At 43.7% G+C, this 22,555-nt stretch carries 18 protein-coding genes; 9 read left to right on the top strand and 9 right to left on the bottom strand.

The genetic code is table 11. The features are described from left to right. Positions 1-6: 6 nt before the first annotated feature. Positions 7-2,301, bottom strand: a complete 2,295-nt coding sequence (locus AYW76_RS08680; RefSeq protein WP_231872577.1) for an ATP-dependent helicase — start codon at positions 2,299-2,301, stop codon at positions 7-9. Positions 2,302-2,326: 25 nt separating this feature from the next. Continuing rightward, positions 2,327-3,469 (bottom strand): succinylglutamate desuccinylase/aspartoacylase family protein, encoded by a 1,143-nt coding sequence (locus AYW76_RS08675; RefSeq protein WP_067218589.1) that lies wholly within the window; start codon positions 3,467-3,469, stop codon positions 2,327-2,329. Positions 3,470-3,632: 163 nt separating this feature from the next. Here AYW76_RS08675 and AYW76_RS08670 point away from each other — a divergent pair, with 163 nt between their 5' ends. From AYW76_RS08670 to AYW76_RS08660, 3 genes are read left to right on the top strand one after another with little or no spacing between them, the layout of a single operon-like run. Further along, positions 3,633-4,853, top strand: a complete 1,221-nt coding sequence (locus tag AYW76_RS08670; RefSeq protein WP_067218586.1) for an ABC transporter substrate-binding protein — start codon at positions 3,633-3,635, stop codon at positions 4,851-4,853. 19 nt (positions 4,854-4,872) lie between these two features. Beyond that, positions 4,873-6,564: an ABC transporter permease gene (locus AYW76_RS08665; protein ID WP_067218582.1), complete on the top strand. Its 1,692-nt coding sequence runs from the start codon at positions 4,873-4,875 to the stop codon at positions 6,562-6,564. Further along, positions 6,558-7,193 carry an ATP-binding cassette domain-containing protein gene (locus AYW76_RS08660; protein WP_067218578.1) on the top strand — a complete coding sequence of 212 codons (636 nt, stop codon included), beginning with the start codon at positions 6,558-6,560 and terminating at the stop codon, positions 7,191-7,193. The genes AYW76_RS08665 and AYW76_RS08660 overlap by 7 nt, the downstream gene beginning before the upstream one ends. Here AYW76_RS08660 and AYW76_RS08655 read toward each other — a convergent pair. Then, on the bottom strand, positions 7,168-7,632 hold the full coding sequence (locus AYW76_RS08655; protein ID WP_067218574.1) for a hypothetical protein: 465 nt from the start codon (positions 7,630-7,632) through the stop codon (positions 7,168-7,170). The two genes, AYW76_RS08660 and AYW76_RS08655, sit on opposite strands and share 26 nt — an antisense overlap. 163 nt (positions 7,633-7,795) lie before the next feature. Between AYW76_RS08655 and AYW76_RS08650 the strand changes: the two genes are divergently transcribed. Together AYW76_RS08650 and trbK are read left to right on the top strand one after the other, a co-directional pair. Continuing rightward, a complete protein-coding gene (locus tag AYW76_RS08650) occupies positions 7,796-8,530 on the top strand; it encodes a dienelactone hydrolase family protein (protein WP_067218570.1) in 735 nt (244 codons plus the stop codon). Positions 8,531-8,885: 355 nt separating this feature from the next. Next, positions 8,886-9,257, top strand: a complete 372-nt coding sequence (trbK, locus tag AYW76_RS19090) for an entry exclusion lipoprotein TrbK (protein WP_156489048.1) — start codon at positions 8,886-8,888, stop codon at positions 9,255-9,257. A gap of 112 nt (positions 9,258-9,369) precedes the next feature. Here trbK and AYW76_RS08640 read toward each other — a convergent pair whose 3' ends face one another. The 3 genes from AYW76_RS08640 to AYW76_RS08630 form a co-directional block, all read right to left on the bottom strand. After that, on the bottom strand, positions 9,370-10,233 hold the full coding sequence (locus AYW76_RS08640) for an isocitrate lyase/PEP mutase family protein (protein WP_067218566.1): 864 nt from the start codon (positions 10,231-10,233) through the stop codon (positions 9,370-9,372). 235 nt (positions 10,234-10,468) lie between these two features. Further along, positions 10,469-13,372: a sensor domain-containing protein gene (locus tag AYW76_RS08635; RefSeq protein ID WP_067218563.1), complete on the bottom strand. Its 2,904-nt coding sequence runs from the start codon at positions 13,370-13,372 to the stop codon at positions 10,469-10,471. 212 nt (positions 13,373-13,584) lie between these two features. Further along, positions 13,585-13,875: an STAS domain-containing protein gene (locus AYW76_RS08630; protein WP_067038367.1), complete on the bottom strand. Its 291-nt coding sequence runs from the start codon at positions 13,873-13,875 to the stop codon at positions 13,585-13,587. A gap of 344 nt (positions 13,876-14,219) precedes the next feature. Here AYW76_RS08630 and AYW76_RS18940 point away from each other — a divergent pair, with 344 nt between their 5' ends. From AYW76_RS18940 to AYW76_RS08610, 4 genes are all read left to right on the top strand, one after another. Continuing rightward, the gene (locus AYW76_RS18940) at positions 14,220-14,591 is read left to right on the top strand and encodes a peptidoglycan-binding domain-containing protein (protein ID WP_082866165.1); all 372 of its coding nucleotides are present in this window, start codon (positions 14,220-14,222) and stop codon (positions 14,589-14,591) included. 423 nt (positions 14,592-15,014) lie between these two features. Next, the gene (gene dusA, locus AYW76_RS08620) at positions 15,015-16,073 is read left to right on the top strand and encodes a tRNA dihydrouridine(20/20a) synthase DusA (RefSeq protein ID WP_067218838.1); all 1,059 of its coding nucleotides are present in this window, start codon (positions 15,015-15,017) and stop codon (positions 16,071-16,073) included. Continuing rightward, positions 16,063-17,013, top strand: a complete 951-nt coding sequence (gene tal, locus AYW76_RS08615; protein ID WP_067218560.1) for a transaldolase — start codon at positions 16,063-16,065, stop codon at positions 17,011-17,013. The genes dusA and tal overlap by 11 nt, the downstream gene beginning before the upstream one ends. A gap of 185 nt (positions 17,014-17,198) precedes the next feature. Next, positions 17,199-18,305, top strand: coding sequence for a PQQ-dependent sugar dehydrogenase (locus tag AYW76_RS08610; RefSeq protein WP_231872576.1), 1,107 nt, complete (start codon positions 17,199-17,201; stop codon positions 18,303-18,305). Positions 18,306-18,342: 37 nt separating this feature from the next. On the opposite strand, the gene AYW76_RS08605 is transcribed toward AYW76_RS08610, so the two are convergent. From AYW76_RS08605 to AYW76_RS08595, 3 genes are read right to left on the bottom strand one after another with little or no spacing between them, the layout of a single operon-like run. Then, entirely contained in the window at positions 18,343-20,613 is a 2,271-nt protein-coding gene (locus AYW76_RS08605; RefSeq protein ID WP_067218556.1) for a putative bifunctional diguanylate cyclase/phosphodiesterase, read from the bottom strand. A gap of 43 nt (positions 20,614-20,656) precedes the next feature. Continuing rightward, positions 20,657-21,703 (bottom strand): ABC transporter substrate-binding protein, encoded by a 1,047-nt coding sequence (locus AYW76_RS08600; RefSeq protein WP_067218553.1) that lies wholly within the window; start codon positions 21,701-21,703, stop codon positions 20,657-20,659. Between the two features lie 31 nt (positions 21,704-21,734). After that, positions 21,735-22,538: an MlaA family lipoprotein gene (locus AYW76_RS08595; protein ID WP_067218550.1), complete on the bottom strand. Its 804-nt coding sequence runs from the start codon at positions 22,536-22,538 to the stop codon at positions 21,735-21,737. Between the last annotated feature and the right edge of the window lie 17 nt (positions 22,539-22,555).

Raw genomic sequence — 22,555 nt, 5'->3', positions numbered from 1 at the left:
CTCCGGTTATGCTTCATTATTACGACTGGCCAGCCTTACTAGCCGTGTATGCTTGGGATTAAAGCGCTTTAAGCCTTCTTCTGCGAAGTCGACATAGATCATCTTTTTGCCTGTGTCTTCTTGGCGTACGATTACCCCTTGACCGTATTGTTCGTGACGCACTTTATCTCCGGCTTTTAATGCACCTTTTACAGCTGTTTTAGACTGTTTAAATGTCACATTGGGGGCATCATCACCCAACTCGGCAAGATACGTGTGTAGAACGTCATCTAAGTCAGCCGATAACTCTAATGGCATTTTATCATGCCAATGCAAACTCATTTTTTGTATGGGCACTGGCTGAGCTTCATAAATAAAACGACTCATACTACCAGATCGGGCTGCCCCGCCAATCAAACCACCACTGCTTAAGCGACGAACGTCTTCACCCGCGGGACTTTCTAAAAATACCAATCGTTTGCGCGCGCGCGTCATCGCCACGTAAAATAGACGCCGCTCAGCTTGCATTTCAGCCGCTGCTTGACGATCAATGCTGCTTAAATCGTCGTCATAATAGGGAAATCGGCCTTCCTGCAATCCAGACATCATCACCAGATCAAATTCCAAGCCTTTCGACTTATGTATGGTCATCAGATGTACGCCATGCGTGTGTTGTTGGTCCTGCTCATTAAGCTTGACCAATTGTGCGATAATCGATCCAGCATCGCTAGCCATGCCACGCACATAACTCAGAAAAGACTCGCAGGTAGCGATCTTTTCTTGGGTTTGAATGTCTTTGCTGCTGGTGTGTTCAAAGTAACGATAAATGCCTAACTTATCGATGGTTTGCAATAACCCTTGGGCAGGATCATTTTTGTATAAACTCAAGCTGCGCAGCCAATCCGCTCGGTCGGCGATTTTCTTGCCTTTCCAGCCCTCTGTTTGATCAGCTAAGCGTTCTAAAAGCTCAGGAATTAAGTGAGGACTTTGCCTTGCTTGAGTCAACAATCGGTTTCGGTCCTGAGCCCCACTCGTCGCATTCGGCACGGTCACCAAGTACTCAACATCCGCTTTATCATAAAACAGCGAAGTATCTTGCAAGCCTCCTGCCATCACGGATAAATACGCCATCAGCATCCGAATCTGGCGATTTTCCAGTAATGGGGAATCACCGTGAAGTTGATACGGTACAGCTTTGTGCATCAGTGCTAACTGCACAGGCACCATATCACTATACAGTCGCACCAACACAGCGCAGCTTTCTAAATCACCGCCCTGCGCATGCCAATTTTTCAACTCACCTAATAGCGCTCGTCCAGGCAAATCCGAACGAGCAAAATCCACTTCGGTTTGTGCTCCGTGTCCTAATACGAGCTGTTGTACATTATTCTGTGACACCACACAGGTCGCCATCATGCCGATACTGTGACCAAAACGAAAACTACAAGCTAATGGATAGGTATCAACCGTCACAAAATCAGTGTCAAACTGACGTGCCATAATATCTGGCGAAGCGCCGCGCCATTCGTAAATACATTGCTGTACATCGCCGACAATCATCCACTGAGCGCGGTCTTGATAAAGCGCTTTAAGCAACTCGTACTGACAAGGATTGATGTCTTGAAATTCATCTATCAGAAGGTAGTCATACTCTGGTGCCATGGTCTGAATAAAATGCTGTTGCTCAGAGTCGGCGTACTGAATCAATTGAAATGGGTCCGCCAATAGATCAGCAAAAAAACGTAGATTAGACTGCTTCCTCAGACTCTCCAGTTGATCATAGAGTGCCACAAAATGATGGCACTCTTTTGACCAACTGCCATTTTCAAATACTTCTTGTGCTGTAATACTGGCCGCTTTCACTTGATCAATAAATAGCAGGAAGTCTTCCAACCAATCACGCTCATCATGCAGCTCTAACTCGATGTTTTCGCGCATTAAGCGGTGACGCGCTTCACGAATCAGTTTTACCAAAGAGAACTCATCGGTCACAAGCTTGGCGGCGGGTAATAATTGACGCTGCTCTAAGCGGCGGCTTAAACGCATGCCGAACGCATGGAAGGTCATGACATTGGGAACACGCGCCGAGCCAAATGGCGCAAGCGCTTTGGCCAAGCGTCCATTAAATTCTTCTTGAGCGCTTTTATTAAACATAAACACGCCAATTTTATCGGCGGCAACACCTTGCTCAAGCAAATGCGTAATGCGAGCAATCAAAGTTGTACTTTTTCCGGCGCCTGCCACCGCAATCACTTTGGCATGACGAGTTAAGTCGTGTTGTATGACCGCATTCTGCTCTGCGGTATAGGAATATTCGCTCACGTTCACCTACTATCTGTGACGTTATTTAATCTTCAAACAAATGACCAATTTCGCGGAACGCTAAATGCTCACGTCCGGCGATTTTAGCAATCGATTCACCGCATACGACTAAGCGTCGCTGAAAACGAGCAAAGAACACTCCGTCCGCTCGGGCTATCAATGGATAGGCACTTTGCATCACGTCATCGGCCATCAAATCCACTACTTCACCAATCACTTCGCCAGCCTCAACAGCCTCACCTAACGACTTATTAAAGCACGCGATACCCGCTACTGGCGCCTTGACTAAATCCATCGCATCGAGCGGATAAAACGTGACTTGACGGCTGTCTATCTTAGGCGCTTTCCCCTCAACCACTTGGCGATGAATGAAATACTTCATTAAGGCACTGGCATCTTGTTCAGCAAAGTCGCGAGATATATCGTTTTCACCACGAAGCTCTAGTGTTAATGATCGGCATCCCCAAGGCATTAAATGTGCATAATGCGTTTTTAAATGTCGCCAAACACTGGCATTGGTTTCATCGAAAGAATGCGCGCCGGTCTCAAGCTCTGACAAGGCAACGTCGGCACCCATTAGCCCTAATAAAGGCGTGAAATAGGCTTCAAACTCTTGCGCGACATAAGCATGCATACACGCCTCGCCAGAACAATGCAGATCAATCACTTCATCAGCATCCATGGACAGCGCCAATAAGGTTTTACGCAGCCCTTGTAATTCACTATTTTCAGGCAAAGCCATTAACTCTTGTCGAATTGCTTGACGCACTAAATCAATATTTTGATCAATATCACCGGTGACTTGCTCGTGAATTCGACGCTCCACCTTGTCACCCAATTGGGGCCAATTACGGTTGAAATTTCCCCCACCGTCTGAAAAAGCAAAACGTCCGGGGATATAGCCATGAAAATTTTGCCCAAGACCAATTGGATTCGCCACCGGCACAATGATAATTTCCCCTTTAATTAGACCCTTTTCATCGGCTTTTATCAGTTTTTTGATTAAGGTGTTGAGCACTAAAAAGCCTGGCCATTCATCTGCATGAAGTCCCGCTTGAAGATATATTTTCGGACGTGATCCAAGTTCACCAAAGTGATGCGCTTTGACCACTCTCTGAGTGCCCGGCGTCGCACTGGGCAGTGTGTGAGAAAACACTTGATGGCTCATACTCTTTCATCCTTTCATCAGGTCTCTGAAAAAAGCAAAATCAGATGATTACTTTTAGGACGTCATGGTACGCTAAAGCGCTATCGAATAAAAAATAAATCCTTGTAAGAAAACACCTTTTTGTACGTCTAAAGGATTAAGATAAACCGTTAAGGAGCCTTAAATGAAGCCACTGAATAGCCTCTATTCGGCCTGTATTTTAGCGATGGGGTTGAGCACATCCCTCTTTTCAATCGCGCAAACCGACAACAGTGAGTGGAATAAAACGCTCGAGCAAGCCAAAGGCCAAACTGTTTATTGGAATGCTTGGGGGGGTGCAGAAAACATTAACGCTTACATTGATTGGGTCGCCGATCACGTTGAAAGTGAGTATCAGGTCGAGCTCAAGCATGTTCGTATCCATGATGCGGCCAATTCGGTTAGTCGTGTTTTAGCTGAGAAAACCGCAGGCAAAGATTCCGATGGTTCGGTGGATTTGATCTGGCTCAACGGTGAAAATTTCCGCGCCATGAAAGAAAATGGGCTTCTATATGGACCATTTTCGAACGATTTACCCAATTACGCAGCCTATGTAAACCCAGAGGCCCGCCAGAGCTTATCGCAAGATTTCGGTACGCCAGTGGAAGGAATGGAATCACCTTGGGGCATGGCACAAGTTATTTTCATGTACGATACCGCGACGTTGGACGAGCCGCCGCGATCAATGCGCGAACTCTTGGCTTATGCAGAAAAATACCCTGGTCGCATCACTTACCCAGAGCCCCCACAGTTTTTGGGGTCTACTTTTTTAAAACAAGCACTGCACGAGCTGACAAGCAACCCTGTCTTATTGCTTAAACCGGTTTCTGAAGTGGATTTTGACCAAGTAACGGCCCCTCTTTGGCGTTTTTTAGATAAATTGCATCCTGTGGCATGGCGACGCGGGGCAGCATTCCCTGCCAACAGTCAAGAAATGATGCGTTTACTGGATGACCGTGAAATTGACATAGCATTAAGTTTTGATGTATCCGCTGCATCGGTTCAAATCGACCAAGGTAATTTACCGGACACCGTGCGTTCGTACGTCTTTAAATTTGGCACCATTGGTAATACTCATTTCGTGGCAATACCTTATAACAGCACTGCTAAAGCGGGCGCACAGGTCGTGGCCAACTTTTTATTGTCGCCTCAAGCGCAAGCGCATAAACAAAACCCGACGGTCTGGGGCGACTTAACGGTACTCGATTATCAGAAGCTCGCTCCGGCTCAACAAGCCGCCTTTGATGCGTTACCTAAGGGCGTTGCGACGCTGAGCTTAGATGAGCTTGGCACTACCCTACCTGAGCCGCACAGCTCTTGGATGGAAGCGCTAGAAACGGAGTGGCGTTCACGCTATGCACAGTAATGATGATTGATAGGTCTGTATGGGACATCGTGCGAATCAGTGGCTATATTGGGTGATCATAGGGGGATTGTGTCTCCCTCTTTTACTTGGTCTATTGGGCGTTTTACTGCCCAGTTTTGGCATTGACCCAGCACTAGGCTCATCACAATTTAGCCTAGTTCACTGGCATGAGCTTTTAAACCAGCCAGAATTTTGGTCAGGTTTAAAGCTAAGTGTTTTCACTGGGCTACTGGCAACCTTGCTGTCCTACTGGTTTGCTAGCAGCTTAGTGGTCTGCACTTATCAAACACGATGGTTTCAACGCTTACAAAGCACCATCACCCCCATTTTAGCCATTCCGCACGCCGCCATTACGATTGGCGCTCTGTTTGTTTTGTCGCCATCAGGTTGGTTGGTTCGCATGATCAGCCCTTGGCTGACACAATTTGACAGACCACCAAACTGGCTGACAGTGCAGGATCCAGAGGGCATTACTCTTATCATTGCCTTGGTCATAAAAGAAACGCCTTATCTGGTGTTTGCTATGGCAGCGGCGCTATCACAACTGCAACCTAACAAAACCTTACTCACCACACGTTTATTAGGTTACGACCCGATCACCGCGTGGCATTTCACACTGCTGCCACAGCTGTTCAAACTGGTGCGCTTGCCAGTATTTATGGTGTTAGCGTTTAACCTAACCGTCGTTGATGTCGCGACGATTATAGGGCCCAACACACCCTCAACTCTCGCGGTTACTTTGTTGCGCTGGTTTAATGATCCATCGCTAAGTTTACGCGGCCAAGCGAGTGCTGCGGCCATGATCTTGGCATTCAGTGTTGCTGTATGTATTGCAATCTGGTTATTAAGCGCACGGTGCTGTGGTTTGCTCAGAAAACGTTTGAGCTTGTTAGGTCAACGCCGATCATCGTTACGCTGGGCGACACTTGCCGGAATGCTAGGCGCTCTGGTTATTTTATCTTTAACAATACTGGCACTTTTCGTTTTGCCGTTATGGGCCTTCACACGTCGTTGGCGCTTTCCAGACAACTGGCCCAGCAGCTTCACTCTGGATAACGTCTTTCGCGCGGGTCAAAATTTGATTGAATTAAGCACTCAATCATTCTCTCTAGGCTTTTGCTGCAGTATAATCAGTCTTGGCTTGGCGCTGGTTTTATTAGAATGTGAACGACTTCGACCAAAGCAAAAGCTCGCAGTCATCATTGTCTTTAGCGCGATTCTGTTGCCACAGATAACGCTGTTGTTTGGCATCCAAGTTGGATTGCTGTATTTGGACTGGAATGGCACGTGGTGGAGCGTGCTTGGGCTGCACACATTATATACCTTGCCCTATGTCTATCTGACTTTAAAAGCTCCCTATTTGGCGTTTGATCAAGGCTATTTAGAGCAAGCCAATCGTCTTAGAACAACACCCGTAAGAAATTTCTGGCAAGTTAAACTCGCTTTATTAAAAGCGCCAATTGGGGCAGCGCTCGCCATTGGTTTTTCCGTTAGTATGGCGCAGTATTTACCCACACTGATTGCAGGTGAAGGCCGTATTAATACCCTCACAACGGAAGCGGTAGCAAGAGCCTCGTCAGGCAATCGAAAATGGGTCAGTGTGTTGGCACTGGCGCAAGCGATCTTACCACTACTGTGCTTTTATATGGCCACCCTGTTGCCGCGCTATTGGACCTTGTGGCGCCTTACGTTAAAGAGAGCTCTATGCTGACATTACAGTCTGTATTCATTGAAAGTCCAAACGGAGTCTTAATAGACGCCTTAAGCGAAACCGTCAACCAAGGAGAGTGTTTGGTATTGATGGGGCCTAGCGGGATCGGTAAATCCAGCTTACTGGGCTATGTGTCAGGCACTTTGCCTAAAGCGTTAACGGGTCGTGGCGAAGTATGGTTACAAAACAGCCGGATTGATCACCTATCTGCCGAACAACGTCACTTAGGTCTACTCCAACAGAGCCCATTATTGTTTCCACACATGACCGTAGAAGAAAACCTACTGTTTGCATTGGATCAAAAAGTAGCTAAAACAGAGCGCAGACAGATCGTCAAAGCGAAACTGAACGATATTGGCTTGCCTGGTTATGGTCATCGCTTACCTCAGGAATTGTCTGGCGGCCAACAGGCTAGGTTGGCATTACTTAGAACCCTGTTATCCAACCCTAGAGCACTCTTACTCGACGAACCGTTTAGCAAACTTGACCAAACGCTACGCCAAGAAATGCGTTCATTAGTTGACCAATGTATAAAAGAAGCCAACATCCCAGCTATATTAGTTACCCATGACGTGGATGACGCTAACGCGCTTGGAAATAGAATTATTGAGTTAAAGTCGGATTTTTAATAGATGGTAATTCGGCTACATCAAAAACGTAAACGGCTGTACCTTTTACGGCTGCAGGATGAATTGTGATCCCAGTCCCTAATCCAGATGAAAAACCTCGTGAACCACCTGAAATGCCTGTCGAGACTTGCGTGGAAATACCACCACTGTGATTTGGGAAGTTGCTAACAATAATGCCATTCGCACCTATTTCTGCGGCTTCTTCTTTTAAAGCCTCGATCGCCGAATCCATGCGCCCTTGTTGTGTCATTCCACGAGAGCTAGAAGCTTCAATGCTTCCTACAACCTCGTATTCGGTCTTGGGCGCTTCGGAATAAACCTTTACCACCTCCACATCAATCGCTGCGCGCTGGGTGCCAGTAACAACGTGTGATCCTGACGCACAAGCGGTCAGCAATATCGCCGAGGCACACAGACTTAAGCCTTTTTTCATAAACATACCCGACTCCATTTCTTAAGAGATAAGTTTATACATTAGCAACTAATGTGGGCGAATTGTTGAATAATCCGTGCAAGTTATAGAGACACAATGAAACTAGGCTACTCATGTGCATGGCTATCCTCTATTATCTTAGCGTTTCCCTCTTGCTCAATGAGACCTTATGATTATCCAAACAGACATTGTTGATTTAGACACAGCAACTGGCACCATGCGTTGTCATGTATACCGCCCGCAAGCATCGGGAACCTTTCCTTGTATCCTGTTTTATTCTGAAATTTTTCAAATCACAGCGCCTATTGAACGCTCTGCACGCATTCTAGCAGGGCACGGTTTTGCCGTGGTGGTTCCAGAAGTGTTTCACGAGTTAAATCCTATCGGGACGGTTCTTGCTTATGATGACGTTGGAAAGGATAAAGGGAATAACGATAAATTCACCAAACCTCTTGAACATCACGATAGCGACACAAACGCAATGATTGCTTACTTTGAACAGCAGAGTTATTGCACGGGAACCTTTGCTGCGATGGGGGTTTGCATTGGCGGTCACCTTGCCTTCCGCGCCGCGTTAAACGAACGTATTCTATCGACTTATTGCCTTTACGCTACCGACATCCACTCTAATGCTCTGCCATGCCAAGACGGAAATGACAGTTTTAGCCGCGCTGGTGATATACAAGGAGAATTGACAATGGTGTGGGGTAAACAAGACCCTCATGTGCCTACAGAAGGCAGACAGAAAATATATCAACAGCTTACGGAAACTGAACGACACTTTTCTTGGCATGAATTGAACGCACAACATGCGTTTATGCGCGATGAAGGTGATCGCTATGATGCCGAATTAGCCTTGTATTGTTACAAAATGGCCATCGATCAATTTCGTCGCACTTTATAAAGTGTAAAGAGTATTTTCTAAAAGCCCCTTTAATGGGGCTTTTTATTGCCAAAAACAAAGCGCTATGCCCTGCTACACGGGCATCTTTACATTCAGAGCGCACTGTTTATAAAAGAAGAAAGAAGTACCAAAATAATAATGTTTACAAAAACTTGAATTGATAATACTGCTGTTAAAAATAACAATACAAACCAGCTACAGGATATAGCATTTAAAAGTTATCAATATTCAAACACTCAATCAGATGTTTGGTTTTTAATTTCAACACTAAAGCGTTTAATTCAGTTATAGGACGTAACTCTATTAAGTACTAATTAATGAACATTCACCTGACGAATAAATAGAGGGAAGCATCATGGATACTATCAAATCAAAATACATCGTAGGCTTATTGGCTGTTGCTGCATTAACAACTGCATGCAGTGAAAAAATGCCTACTGTAAATCAAGAAAACTGTACTCAAGCAAATATTCAAAAAATTGAAGATTCAAAAGTGCGTGAAGATTTTTCTGATCAATGTTTTGATTTCCGTATCGAGCAGGGTAAGGAAAAAGCGTCTAGCTTACTTGAACAAGGTCAAGACAAAGCTGAAGAGCTTTATGATGACAGCGCTGATGCTATTGAAGACGGTGCTGACGCTGTAGGCGATGCATGGGATGACAGTGTTGACGCAGTAGAAGATGGTGCTGATGCTGCAGCAGATGAAATTGACGATGCGACAAAATAAACATCTGTAAAGCAATGTATTTCATATAACTACATTACTGAAAGATGCTTATTCATAAATAATAAAAAAGCCGAAAGATTATAATCTTTCGGCTTTTTTATAGTTTACTGACTTATTCTTTAACATCCATAAATCGACGTGCCCACTCACGACTTTCATCAAGAGTTGAATAACGCGTAGCAAGCTCAGAGGCATTTAATGTCCCCTCCGCAATACCTCGTTGCTCTCTTAAACAATCATATGTTGCTTTGATCGCTGCAAAATACGCAGCATGCCCATTAACAACAATACGTACGCCATTTTTGGCTAAGCGTTTTCGATCGTTTAATTCTGGGTTCCCATATGCAACTAACATAAGTGGGATGTTTACGTTTTTACTGATGGCTTCTAAATGCGCAAAATCTTTTATACCCACCATACAAATACCATCCGCACCGGCTACTTCATACGCTTTTGCTCGCTGAATCGTTTCCTCTACCGATAATTGAGCAGCGTTAGTACGTGCAATGATCGACATTGTTGGATCAATACGTGCTTCTAAAGCCGCTTCAATTTTACCAACCGCTTCATCCAGAGGGATTAAATCAGTCGATTTATGGCCATATTTAGCAGGCAAAAGGGTATCTTCTATCGTTAGCGCCGCAACGCCAGCGCGCTCTAACTCTGTAATCGTTCGCATAACATTTAAAGCGTTGCCATAACCATGATCTGCATCCGCAATAATGGGCAAACGAGCAACTCGCCCTATTCGAGTCGCTTGCTCGACAAATTCACTTAGCGTAATCAATGCAAAATCCGGTGCGGCCAATACTTGTAGGGATGCGACAGAACCACCGAGAATACCCACTTCAAACCCTAAATCTTCAGCGATACGAGCAGACATGGGGTCAAACGTTGAAGCCGTGTAAAAGCAATTGTCACTCTCAAGTAACGCGCGAAAGTCTTTACGCAGATCATGCTGCGAGGGTGTGGCCATGGTTGTACTCCTAGAATGGCCCAATTTCTGGCAGATGCATCGAAATTAGGCAAGCATACGAAATCCGTTGCATTCTAACCAAATCGATACTTTTCAGTCATCATTTTGAGCTTAATCAAACTTCCAAAAGCCTTATTCTTCAGTTATGTTGGAAATTTACCAGATTGATAATGTTAACTAATTGATCAATATTGACTTAAGTAGTATCAAGTAATGACAGATAGCGTCTAGCAAACTAGTTACTTGGGGGGACTGGAAGGCAATACATGCTCGCAAATGCTTCGATTGAAATAGGACGAGAGAATAAATAGCCTTGCGCTATATCTACATCATATTGCTTAAGCAGTGCCGCTTGAGCCTGCTCTTCTACGCCTTCCGCAACCACCTTCATAGCAAGATTTTGAGCCATTGCCACAATGGTTTTCACCAAAACCTGACTTGATTGGGACTCCAACATATCCATCACAAAGGAACGGTCAATTTTTAAAACATCGATTGGATAGCGTGATAAATAGCTTAACGAAGAATAGCCTGTACCGAAATCATCTAACGCAAATGTGAAGCCCAGTTCCTTAAGCGCTTTAATCTTATTGGCGAGACGCTCACAATGCACCATTAAAACCCCCTCGGTAATCTCAAATTCTAAGAACTGAGTACCACACTGATGTTTCTGAACGATTCCCTCAATAGTTGACACCAAATCTTCACGAGTAAATTGCATCGCAGATAAATTCACTGCAAACCGACTACCTGGAGCTAAATGAGACTGCCATACTTTGACGCAGCGGCATACTTCATCCAATACCAGCATATCAATCTCATTAATAAGCCCCAACTCCTCTGCAACAGGTATAAATGCATCGGGGAACACCAAGCCTCTAGTAGGATGATGCCACCTTACGAGGGCTTCGGCACCTTCCAAGGCATTGGTCTTAAGGTTAATCTTGGGCTGAAAGAAAACGCAGAACTGTTTATTTCTAATACCCGACTGTATTGAATTACGCAGTTCAAGTCGCTCTAGCGCCTTCTCAGTCAAATCGTGAGAATAGAAACGAATGCTTCCTCGCTGTGACGACTTAGCCGCAAATAAAGCGGAGTCGGCATAGCGCACCAAATCTTGGAGATCTTTGGCATCATCTGGGTATAAGCATGCCCCTATACTTGTCGATAGATGAATTTCCGTACCATCAACCAACATTGGTTTCGCTAAAGCTTTGTTGATTCGTTGCGCTTCTTTATAAAAGCTTTCTCGACTCATGACAGGCGACAAGAAAATACCAAATTCATCACCTGCAATACGAGCAAGATAGGACGTATTTGAAACGACAGACTGAAGTCTTTTACTTAAGGCGCACAGTACGCCATCCCCATGTTCATAACCATAACTGTCATTGAGGGTCTTAAAATGATCAACACCAAGCACCAAAAGACCTAGTTTAAAACGGCTAGGAGGAAATTGTATCAGTTGAGAAACTTTACTTAGCAAGCTGCTTCTGTTTGGTAAGCCCGTCAATGGGTCATACTTTGACAAATAGTGTACCTGCTCTTGGTACTCTTTTAATTCCGTAATGTCTCGCCCGATCACAAGTACAGAATTAAGCTCGCCCAACGAGTCGAATTCAGGTGTTAGGCTTACAAAGACATGCGCTTGCCCATTGGCAGTCGGACCCGATACTTCGCATTCTTTGCTGGTTTGTGTTGCAATAACTTGCTGTAACTGCCGATGCAAGTTTGTTTCGTTTCTTGGCACATAGCTTTCAAAGCAACTGTACAGATAAGCATTTAACTCTGTCGGAGTTAGCCCATAAAATCGCTCAACACTGGTGCCAAATAAGCCCTCCATGGCGGGATTCGCATAAAGCAAATGACAATCTAAGTCATAACGACAAATGTAATCTGGAGAGTTTTCAACCAATGTTCTGAATTGTTTTTCACTGACTTGAGTACGCTGCTTTGCCAACTCTTGCTGTGTCATGTCTCGGGCGATCAACAACGCCCCAGAAACTGAACCATGTTTATCAAATTCGGGTAAGCACCGGACTTCATGAATCACGCTTTCGGCATCTAGAACCTCAACATTCAAAATCTCAATTGCAGGTTGCCTTGTATTAATGGCTCTAAAAACCAACTCCTGAATTTTTTCTGCACTGCGCCCAGTGCTGGGAACTTCGGTAGGTGTCTTCCCTACTACCCTCTCTCGCGAAAGACCGGTTACATGTTCAAAGGTTTGATTGACGTAAGTGCGTCGACCTAAAGCATCATAGCGAACAATCATATCGGGAGAATTTTCGACTAAATTGAAAAAGTCTTGTTTATGCTGGGTCTCAACTATTTCTCGCTGAAAGTACTTAGTCACATTATACCAATTTGCAATGAACTGCTGCTTTTTGCTGGAGCCAAAGTTAACGGGATGGAAATAGATTTCGCAAGCTTGCTGATTAAATTCATCACCTAATAGCATACTGCAAGCAACAACGTCACACGCACCTAACAACGATCGCTCAAGCTCTACCCAGCTAGATTTTATACTGTCTGGCATAAAGTTTACGGCCAACTGCCCAGCTACGTTTGTATGGGGTGCAACATATCGCTTTGCTCGCTCGTTTAACCAGACAACTCGTAATTTACTGTGCTCACTTAGCTCGAAAAAACCAATAGATTCGTGAAGATTATTCAGAACTGAATGGTAAAACTCACCAAGTTCAAACGTACCTTTTACGGCCCTTAAGTCAGCTGCGCCATAAGTCACATGCTGACTATTTAGGAGCATCCCCGCGATAAAAGCTTGCCCATTATGATCGAATGACGTGAAACAAATCTCTTCGAAAAGGATGTCATGCTCATGAGGCAACTCTGGCATTGACATTTGTAGCGTATGTGCTTGCCGAATCTCTTTGACGAATTGATCTCGCCACCCTTTATCCTCTGCGTTGGGCCAAGTATGCTGGAACCATTGCCGAGGAACATCACCCATAACATTAAAGTAACGTTGCGCAGCGGCATTGAAGGATACAACAATGAGATCACGGTTAGGGTCGATGATAAAAAAAGGGGCTGATGAGGTAGAGGCAAAAAATGACTCTGACAAATCATTAAAAGAAGGGTAAACCGATTTATTTATACCACGCTCTAACAACATGCTCGACAGCTCCCACATACAGGCAGCGCAACAATACACGTGCTACCTAACTTTTCATAAAGTGTACTGTCTGCTAAATCGATGAAGATTACATTGCAAATCCTGTTACCAATTGTATACACATGTAACACGATGAAATTAATGTATATTGATAAGAGATTAGCGCCACTTAGAAAGTGGCGACGCTGCTGCTGCAACAATTTTAGAATGGATTAAGCAATCACATCACGTACGACATATTTCTCGTACATGTTAGCTAAAGACAATATTTCGTCACAATAAGCCGTAGGCTCGCTAACCACTATTTCTTTGCTATGATGCTCGTTAAGACTTTTCTGTAACATAGCAATCATGCCTAAAGCAGCAGAATCTAAAAACTTAACTCGATCACACACTAGCTCTATTTTTCGAGCATACCTCAAAGCTTGCTTACACTCATCACGAAACCATTCATGGTGTTCAAATGAAAAGGTTTCCGGCAGAGTAATTCGTTTGATATCCATAATCGACTTATCCTCATTGCTGTATTATCGGGCTAGAAGACTAAAACAAACCTTGTTTGCTTGCTTTGCGTCTTGGCTCAAAACGTAATGATCACAAGTTAGTTACGTTGAGATAGGGATACTGGATTACATTAGGGGATAAATAGCTTTAAAGGTGCCTGCGGATGAAACACGACTCAACCGCAAACTAGGTTTGTCATCTTACTTGAGGGTAATTGAGCCCTGATGATAGTAGATATCGCAAATTTTCAATTTTTTGGGCAATACAGCACCTCTCAGCACTTTCTAATTCCCTCTATACAGTTCATAATCCGTACAAAATATTGACACTAGAAGGATCTAGAATGCACCCCATCGTTACTCTTGCATTATCACTCTTTTGCTCGCTAATAATTGGAGTCAATGCTTACGCAGGCAACACCAACTCTCTAAGTTGCCAAGGTGACATTAATATTGGCAATTATCACTGTAATGACGCTTCAACCGGAAGCAATGCACTGGCTGAAAAAAACCAATATGCGTATGACTCAGACGTACTTCAAGTACAGCAAATGTTAAGTAAATTAGGCTACAATTCTGGGCACGCCGACGGAATTTATGGGCCAAAGACTAAAAAAGCAATTGAGAAATTTCAATTTGAAAATGGTTTTATGATAAACGACCAAATAACACTTCTTTTGATCTATCGCCTGAAGTTAAAACTTTCTGAGCAATAAAAAAGCTTATCTCAAAGTATCTGCCAAGAATACTTGGAAAACCCTTAGTAAAAACAGTGACTTTCAGATAAGCACCTTAAGGTAATTCGCCCTTTTACGTAACCTCTCAAAGGAAATAGGTGATCCAAGTACGTAAAAAGAATGTGCACTCAATGCTCGCACCACGGACAGTTGAGATTTTGTCACTTCAAATACTATTGCCACCAACCTTTTTGTACTAATCCGTGCCAGTCATGATACTGAACCCTCTTAGTTGATAGGCTACCTAAAAGTAGCCATATCGCATTCCTGTAATTTTATGACATAATGACATCATTATCGCTTCCGCTGGTTACAAAATCGGAAGTACTACCAAATAAAACGTGGCTTTTGTGTGTCACTGTGCCACCAAAAACACCCATACAACCAGAAATTACCCTATACATGACACAAAAAAAGACACTAGAAACTGACCATAGCCCAGTCGAATCAGCCTTTAAACTTGATAGACGCTTCTCTATTGCCCCTATGATGGAATGGACAACCAGCGATTACCGAGTCTTTGCAAGATGCCTGACCAAAAACACGCTTTTGTATACAGAGATGGTGACAACAGGTGCTTTGTTACAAGGTAAAAACCCTGAGCGCTTCCTAAAGTATGACGCGTGCGAGCACCCTATTGCACTACAGCTCGGCGGCTCAGACGCCTCGGCGCTTGCTAAGTGCGCAAAAATGGCGGAAGAGTTTGGTTATGATGAGGTAAACCTAAATGCAGGCTGTCCAAGTGATCGGGTTCAAAACAGTCTGATTGGTGCCATATTAATGGCGCATCCAGATAAAGTTATTGACGCAATGAAAGCCATGCAGGACGCGACCTCTATCCCTGTAACACTGAAACATCGAATTGGTTTAGACGATCAACAAGATTACTCTATTGTGCGTGATTTCGTTGGCGCAGTAGCTGATGCAGGGGTGGAAACCTTTATCGTGCATGCGCGTAATGCTATTTTGCAGGGTTTGAGCCCAAAGGAAAACCGTGAAATTCCGCCGTTAAAATACGATTTTGTGTACCAATTGAAGAAAGATTTCCCTGACCTTGAAATCCTGATCAATGGTGGCATTAAAACAATTGAAGAAACACAAACACATTTACAGCATGTAGATGGTGTGATGATGGGTCGAGAGGCCTACAATAACCCTTGGGTGCTGAGCCAAGTGGATTCAGCTATTTACGGTAATACCCCATTGGTTGAGACACGCTTTGAAGCATTAGAGCGCTTCCTCCCATATGCAGAGCAACAATTAGCAAATGGAGAGCGTCTCATGCATTTAACCCGCCATTTACTGGGCATTTTTCAAGGGATTCCAGGCGGAAAGCAATTTAGACGCTACCTTTCAGAAAACGGTCATCAAAGTGACGCTAAAATTAATGTGTTACTGGACGCTATCGAATTGGTAAAACAACAGCAAGACAAAGCAAAGGATAAGAGCAATGAGCACTAAGTTATCTCAATTAAAAGAGTTCACAACGATTGTTGCCGACACAGGTGATATCACTGCAATCAAAGATTACCTTCCAGAAGACGCAACAACTAACCCTTCTTTGATGCTTAAAGCGGCCCAAATTCCTGAGTATGCCCCATTTATTGATCAAGCGGTTGCTTGGGCAAAAGAACAAAGTAGCGATAAAGCACAGCAAATCATCGATGCCAATGACAAGCTAGCCGTGATTGTTGGTTCTGAGATTCTAAAATACGTGCCAGGCCGCATTTCAACGGAAGTGGATGCGCGCTTATCTTACGACAAAGAAGCGACTATCGAAAAGGCTCGTCGTTTAATCAAACTGTACGAAGAAGCCGGCATCTCTAAAGATCGCGTGTTGATCAAAACCGCTTCAACTTGGGAAGGTATTAAAGCCGCTGAAGAACTTGAGAAAGAAGGCATCAACTGTAACCTAACGTTGTTGTTCTCATTCACGCAAGCACAAGCTTGTGCCGAAGCTGGCGTGTTCCTAATTTCTCCATTTGTTGGCCGTATTCTTGACTGGTACAAAAAATCAACAGGCGAAGAATACACCGCTGAAACGGACCCAGGTGTTGTATCTGTTACAGAGATTTACAACTACTACAAACAACACGGTTACAAAACAATCGTGATGGGTGCAAGTTTCCGTAACATCGGCGAAATCGAACAACTGGCAGGCTGTGACCGCTTAACAATCAGCCCTAACCTACTAGAAGAGCTTAAAAAAGACGAAGGAAAACTAGAGCGTAAACTCGTTCCTACCTCTGACGTCTCTACGGCTGGAGAACCGGTCACTGAGCAAGCTTTCCGTTGGGCTTTAAGCGAAGATGCTATGGCAACAGAAAAGCTGGCGGAAGGTATCCGTAACTTCGCAGTCGATCAACGCAAATTAGAAGCCTTGCTCGAAGCTAAACTGTAAACTCCTTCTTTCCTAAAAGATCACACCAAAACGCGACTTTATGTCGCGTTTTGTTTGTTTACGTGCTGCTTTTATAGTCACTGGGCAAGCTTTCCGCAATGAATATGAATAACGAGTAACGCCCATACCACTTTTGTTTTTAAAATCTATACTGATAGTTCTTGAATGAATTAGGTATAAATTTCATGCTTCAACTTATAAAGAAAATGAGTGTTAGCCTACTGATGACCGTCAGTATATTGGGCCACGCAATGGAAGCAGAACCTCAATTCCAGATAGAGAAAATCAGTCAGCTTCAAGGCATTCCTTGGGGTATGGCGCAACTAAACGCTGACACTTTGCTAGTCACTATTTTGGATGGTCAATTACTCAAAGTAGATATGTTGACGGGAGAAACCGTCGAACTTTCAGGCCTACCTAAGATAGCAAGGTTTGGTCAAGGAGGCTTGCTAGACGTCGCTATCTCCCCTGACTTTAAAGACACCGGCTGGGTATATTTTACCTATGCTCATCCAACAACATCCGATGAAGCAACCACGGCATTGGCCCGGGCTAAGTTATTAGACAACGCACTTGTGGAGTGGACCGATCTTGTTATTGCCGATGCAAGCTCTTCAAAAGGTCAGCACTTTGGCAGTCGAATTGCTTTTGATGGTCAGGGGCATGTCTTTTTCTCGGTTGGTGATCGCGGTAAACGAGCCAATGCACAAGATCTATCCAATCATGCGGGTAGCATACTCCGCGTCAATATGGACGGCTCTGTGCCAGCTGATAACCCCTACGTTAGACATGGGCAAGTACGCCCAGAAATATGGAGTTTTGGCCACAGAAATCCCCAAGGGCTGTACTTTGACAAAAAGACTCAACACTTATGGTCTAATGAACATGGTCCACGTGGTGGTGACGAAATAAACTTGATCCGTGTTGGCGCCAATTATGGCTGGCCAATCGCATCATACGGAAAAGAATATTGGGCACCAATACAAGTGGGTGAATCAACCAGTAAAGAAGGCGTTGAAGAGCCTAAGAAAGTATTCATTCCTTCCATTGCGCCAAGCTCTTTGCTGATTTACCGTGGCGACCTATTCAAAGGGTGGAACGGGGATTTTCTTTCAACCGCTTTAGCATTACGCCATCTGAACAACGTTAAACTGGAAAGCGGCAAGGTCTATGAAACAAGGTTTCTAGAAAACCTCAACGAACGCTTACGAGATGTTATTGAAGCCAGTGACGGTAGTTTGTTAATCAGTACAGACTCTGGGCAAATACTGCAAGTTTTCCCAGAGCATTAATAAAGAGGCTAATGCCTCTTTATTAATGCTGATTCATTTATATCTTATCAGATAGCTGGTACCGTCTATGCCACTGACGTAATTCTGAAAATGTCATCGGCTGCGCAATCGAATACCCTTGGAAATAGTCACACCCTGCATCTTTTAATAGGTCAAACTTAGCCATGGTTTCAATGCCTTCAGCGGTTACTTTGATGTTCTGAAGATGACATAGCTCAACGGTTGGTTCCATAAGCTTATGATAAGCATCATTAGTTAAACGATCGACTAACTCTTTATCAAACTTCACCTTATCAACTGGGTAATCAATCATCTGAAGCAACGGCGTATACCCAATACCAAAGTCGTCTATCGAAATATTAAACCCAGCATCACGCAATTCTCTTAATACAGAAAGCACTTGCTCGACTGCGAAATAACCAAATGTTTCAGTGATCTCAAGCTCAACTGAACGATCAGGTACATTAAATTCTTTCTTAAGGTTAATGATTCGATCGGCAAAAGCTGTTTGCCCAAGCTCTCCCGCGGAGATATTAATGGCGATAACAATCTCTTCACCTAACAACTCTCGAAGATTTGATAATTCACTAAACGCGTTTCTAAACACCCAATCGTCAATTTTAGTATAACTACCCGTTTGCTCGGCTATGGGCACGAACTCATCGGGCGTAATTTGCCCTAGATCCGGCGAAAACCAACGCAGTAATATTTCTAATCCTTTAATCGTATGATTTTGATCCACAAACGGCATAAAAACGAGAGAAAACTCTTCATCACAGTTTACAAACTTCAAGGCATCTTCAATCAACTTTACTCGACGTGCTGCGCGAGCAATCGTGTGCGAGTACGCCGAAAAGCGATTTTTACCCGTACGTTTGGCGTGATACATAGCCATGTCAGCGTTTGCAATCAGCTCTCTTAGATCCTCACCATCACTTGGGTAACTCGCTATACCAACACTTGCTGATACTGGAGTAATATAACGTTCCGTCTTAAATCCGCCTTCAAATAAACTGACTAAACTTGAGGCCAGCACCAAACGATCATCTAAATGATCATGGGCTAAGACAATCGCAAACTCATCACCCGCTAAACGAGATACAAGTGAACTTTGGTTTCGATGCTCGTCGTTTTGCAATAACGCCTGAAAAGTCAATGCAGTATGTTGTAACAATTCATCGCCCGCTTCATGCCCTAATCGGTCGTTAACAAACTTAAAATTATCTAAGTCGATATAAATTAAAGAAACATAGCTATGACGATTCCACGCTCTTATCAATGCTCGTTTTGCAAACTCTTGGAATCGGGTTCGATTGGGTAGCTTTGTTAACGAGTCAGTCACAGAAAGAACTCGTGACTGTCTCAAATTTTCATTAAGCTGATCATATAAGTCGTAAAACTTGATACCTAGACGACTCACCTCGTCTTTACCGAAAGGTTTTTGAATATTACTTTGATGCTCGTCCATCACTAAGGTTAATTGTCGATCTAACGACTCAATGGGATGAATAATAAAACGTTTTATTAAAAGTAATAATAACGCCGTTATAGCAACACCTAGAATCACCGAAACAGCCAGCATCCAACCAATTAAATAGGAACGTGATTGACTTAAATACTGCTCTGTCAGTTGCATTTCCAAATCGAAGTCAGGGAATAAGGTAATTGACCGAAAAGTATCTGACACGTCAGGCTTCACATTTGTACTGCGATTCACTATTGAAGGCTTTACACCATATCGCTCGCTTAAATTGTTGTATAACTGATCAAACTTGGTTAAGTAGACCGTTGCAACAATCGCAATGGAATCCTCCATTGATGGCTTTAAAGGATGTGTAAATGTAGAGGCGTTAACGGTTTTGCCATACAAATAGGCGTGATGCTCACGCTTTAGAAACATGAGTTTTTGTGCTCGTAAATCATTTTTCAGAATCAATGATCTAGCAAACATCGGCAAGAAACTGGGCATATCTGAAAACGGATCATCGCTACGCTCGTAATGATACAACGGCTCGCCTTTATTATTAAAAACCGTCAATAATACACGCGCTTTTTCATCTTCAAGAACTTCATTAATTAAGTAATCTAGGCGTTGCGTGACAAAGTATTCATTTACATCCCTGCCAATATAGTGTGTGAAATCTGCAAGGGTTTCGCCTTCTAAGAGAAGCGAAATGATATTTTCACTTATGCTTGCCTCACGCTCAAACTCGATTTTTGCTTGCAATAGTTTTAGGTCGAGCCTGTTCTGCTCGACCTCTGTCAGCGTAGCGGTTTGGATTTGATACACTCCAATCGTAGCCGCCAATACTCCGACAAGAAGAATTGGTAGAACGAGGAGGACGAGCCGTTTAGTTAGAGTCATAGTAGCGAATTAAAGCGTCCTTGATGCGTGTCCTTTTTAATATATCAACACCTTTAAGCTCCTTAAACAATGTCGAATTTTGAATAGCTTCCGCATCTAAATAAATCGACGTATCATTTAATATCTCGCTATCAATATAAGGTATGGCGTCTTTATAGGGAGAAGCGACCCAAAGTCGATCCGTGTTTCTTGCACTTATTTCGGCACGAGATAAAAAGTTTATAAATGCTTGAGCCTCTTCTTTTCGTTTAGACTCCATAGGAATAGCTAAGCAATCCACCCACACAATAGCCCCCTCATCCGCTATGGTGTACTGCCAAAGCGCATCGCCACCTTGAAGCTCATTCAGACCTTCTTGGTCACCCGAGTAAGCAGGTGCGATCCAGATATCTTCTTGATCGGGGGAGTTAGACACATAACTGTATATATAATCATAGGTCTCTACAAAGTGCGATTGGTGCTTGAGCAATTGGAATGCTTCTTTGAGATGAGTTTCACTATGTGTGTCAATTGGATAACCTAAAGCGGCCAAGGCCGTTGTTAAAAGTTCATCCGCTTGCCCTAGCATACCGACATGACCGCGAAGCTCCTCCACAGGGTCCAAAAGATCCATCCAACTACTAACCTGTCTGTCAATTTTGTCACTTCGGTAAACGATTCCATACGTCCCCCAAAGATAGTGACGACCATAACGACCACAGGCTTCAGGCCAAAGTTTTTCTCGGCGAACCTCTTGTTCGACTGGGTAGAGATGACCTGCTTGAGACATGACGCGAATTGTAGAGTTATCCACCACTACCACATCAATATTTTCAGCATTATGGCCTGATAAAATTAAATTTCTTTGTGCTTCATCATCATACAATACTAAATGAATGGGGATACCTGTCTGCTTTTCCCATTCTTCAATAACGCTTTCACCGACAAAATCTTCCCATGTAAATAGAGTAAGCGGCGAGTTATCAGCTTGCACTGAAGCTGATAACATAGCTGAAAAAAGAACAGCACTATAAGCCATGGTTTTTTGTGGCATTCGCTTCCCCTAAATAGAAAGATCTCATTTATTAAAGCTCTTCACCCCAAGAATCTGTTTCAGCTTCACCCCAGGAGTCTGTTTCACCGCCCCAAGAATCACTACCTTCAACACCCCAAGAGTCGGAAGAAATACCCTCTTGCGTTTGCAAACCATCACTTTGTCTTAGGCTAGAAGTACCTTTTATCTCACCCTGACGGTTTTGAATGTAGACATCTCGTAAAAAAGAGTAACGATCACCAAACACCATACGCTCAGCCGACAAGTATTTAGCACGAATCTGAATGACATTAACGCCGCGAGCAATCCACTTGTGATCATCCGTGAAGTCGTACAAATCCATACCATCATACAAAGAATAGTCTACAACCATGCCACTGGCATCACGTACAGTAGAAGGCCCAAAGAATGGCAATACTAAATATGGGCCTGAATCGACTCCCCAGTACCCCAATGTTTGGCCAAAGTCTTCTTCGTAGTGTTGCAAACCCATTGCCCCTGCAACATCAAAAAGACCAAAAATACCGATGGTGCTATTGATAATAAAACGAAACGTTGACGAGGCGGTTTCATCCCATTTCGCCTGCAGTAAATTATTAAAGGCATTAGGCACTTCCCCTAAATTTGAAAAAAAGTTACCCACCCCTTTTTGCATGAAATTCGGCGTTATCGCATCATAGCCCTGAGCGAGGGGTTTCAATCCATATTCGTCTACCGTTTCATTGAAACCAAACATTGAGCGATTAAACCCTTCCCAAGGATCTTCAGGGGTCGTCTCTGCGACAGCAAACAAAGACGCTAACAAAAGACCTAAGCTGGCCACTATTTTTTTCATCTCGTATTCACTCCCTT

The organism is Marinomonas gallaica (assembly GCF_001639745.1).
Classification (GTDB): Bacteria; Pseudomonadota; Gammaproteobacteria; order Pseudomonadales; family Marinomonadaceae; genus Marinomonas; species Marinomonas gallaica.
This window is presented reverse-complemented; position numbering and strand designations above follow the sequence as displayed.